The following is a 2,205-nucleotide window of genomic DNA, read 5'->3' as shown; positions in this document are numbered from 1 at the left end:
TGTCAATGCTTCCCCAATCTGAACCCCCTGCGGATCTCTCAATGCTGACCCCAGTGGATTCGCATCAGCCGTTGCTGGCGCGGTTCTCTTTGGCCAGTAGTTCGCGGCGCTGCCGGGTTCGATAGGAGTCACCGGTCAAGGTGAGGACCTCGGCATGGTGGACGAGGCGGTCGATCATCGCGGCGGCCACCACGTCGTCGGAGAAGGTCTCCCCCCACCGCCCGAAGGGCAGGTTCGACGTGACCATGATCGAGCCCAGCTCGTATCGCGAGGCCACAAGCTGGAAGAACAGGTTGGCGGCATCCTGGTCGAACGGGATGTAGCCCACCTCGTCAACGATGATCAGCTTGTAGCGGCGGATCTTCTTCAGCTCGGCCTCCAGACGGCCGGCATGATGGGCGGCGCCGAGCCGGGCGATCCAGTTGCTGGCGGTGTCGAACAGCACCGAGTAGCCGGCGTGCGCGGCCTTGACCCCGAGCCCGATGGCCAGGTGCGTCTTGCCGAGGCCCGGTGGCCCCAGCAGGATCACGTTCTCGGCCTTGGCGACGAAGGCGCCGGTCGCCAGATGCGCCAGGACATCCCGGCGCAGCGAGGGCAGGTGGTCGAGGTTGAAGTCCTCCAACGTCTTGACCGCCGGGAAGTGGGCGGTGCGGATGCGCATCGTGGTGCCCTTGGACTCCCGGTCGGCGAGCTGGCGCTGCAGCAGCGCGGCCAGATACTCCTCATGCGACCAGTTCTGATCGCGCGCCTGGCCGGCCAGCTCCTCCCAGAACGCGCCGATCGTGGGCATCTTCAGCACGCGGGTCAGGTAGGCGAGCATCGACGGCATGCCGTCCTTGGGGGCGATGCCCCCCTTCTTCGTCATGGCTGCGGTGGTCACTGCTGGCTGCTCACTTTCTCGTTCGGGTTGGTGAAGTCGACGCCGAACAGGGCGTCGTAGTCCGGCAGCGCCCGCAACTCGACGGTGTGGCCGTCGGCGTGGCTGCGGACAGCGGCCTGACGCCGCCGCCGGTCCTCGGCCAGGGCCTGCCGCATCTGCGCGGCCGCGGCGGCGTGGGCCGGGTCGGTGACCAGGCCCCGCTTGGCCCAGGAGCGGTCGTGCCGCGCCACGACACCTCCCTCGCAGGTGACGGTGACGGTCTCCGGCGAGGCGGCGACGTCAACGAACCTGCCGATGGCGCGCGGATCAACGGAGTAGTCGACTGTGTCCAGGCGCACGTGGTAGTCGCGGCCCAGCCGGATCCGGTGCCGCAGACCGACCTGCGGACGGACCGGCGGCAGCGGGGTCATCGCCAGGTAGTCGGTCTCCAGCAGGTCCACCGGGCGGCCGGCGATCGCCCGGACCGTGCGGGCGTTGGCCTTGACCAGCCATTCCTGCAGCTGCCGGTTGAAGTCGGCCGGCGAGGAGAACAGGCGCCCGGGAAGGAAGGACGTCTCCAGGAACCCGTTGGCCCGCTCGACCATCCCCTTGTACTCCGGGTCGCGGGGCGGGGCGAGCTTGATCTGCGTGGCCAGCGTCCCCGCGAAGGCCGCCGCCGCGATGCTGACCCGGCCGGTCCCTCCGATGGCGGCCTCCCGGTCCCAGACCAGGGTCTTGGTCACCCGGCCGATCCCGCTGATCGACCACCACATACCCGAAAGGATGTCGCCGCCCTGCCGGGTGGGGATCATCCGCGCGGTCATGAACCGGGAGAATCCCAGCGTCATCACCAGCACGGGCAGCACCCGCCGCTGGCCCACGGCCACCGGGACGGGTGTGTCGGGGAACCACAGGTCGCATTGGGCGATCTGCCCCGGCTCGTAGGTCACCCGGTCCACCGGGTCGATGCCCGTGTACTCCGGCCGGATCAGTGTCAGCCGCTTCTTGAGCGGCGACATCGAGTGCGGCCAGCCGATCCGCTCGGCGATCACCGGAGCGGGCATCGTCGGCCATTGCGTGAGCAAGGCGCGGATCTGCGGCTCGAACGGGTCCACCACCGACCCTGCGGGCGCCCGCCGGTACTTGGGCGGGGCGTCCGATGCCAGCGCCCGTCGGACCGTGTTCCGGGCGATTCCCAATCGTCGGACGATCGCCTTGATCGGCATTCCCTCGGCCCGGTGCAGACGGCGGATCTCCGCCCAGTCCTCCACTTTGATCACCCTCCTAGCGTCAAGGGGGTCCAGCTTCAAAGGTCGCTAGGGGGTCAGTTTTGAGGAAGCTACGAC

At 68.8% G+C, this 2,205-nt stretch carries 2 protein-coding genes; both read right to left on the bottom strand.

The genetic code is table 11. From position 1 onward, the window contains the following. Positions 1-64: 64 nt before the first annotated feature. Positions 65-880: an IS21-like element helper ATPase IstB gene (istB, locus tag Ssi02_RS38405; RefSeq protein WP_275410811.1), complete on the bottom strand. Its 816-nt coding sequence runs from the start codon at positions 878-880 to the stop codon at positions 65-67. Then, positions 877-2,139: an IS21 family transposase gene (istA, locus tag Ssi02_RS38400; RefSeq protein ID WP_204034402.1), complete on the bottom strand. Its 1,263-nt coding sequence runs from the start codon at positions 2,137-2,139 to the stop codon at positions 877-879. Before istA ends, istB begins: the two co-directional genes overlap by 4 nt. Positions 2,140-2,205: the final 66 nt, after the last annotated feature.

It is taken from the genome of Sinosporangium siamense, from assembly GCF_016863435.1.
Classification (GTDB): Bacteria; Actinomycetota; Actinomycetes; order Streptosporangiales; family Streptosporangiaceae; genus Sinosporangium; species Sinosporangium siamense.
This window is presented reverse-complemented; position numbering and strand designations above follow the sequence as displayed.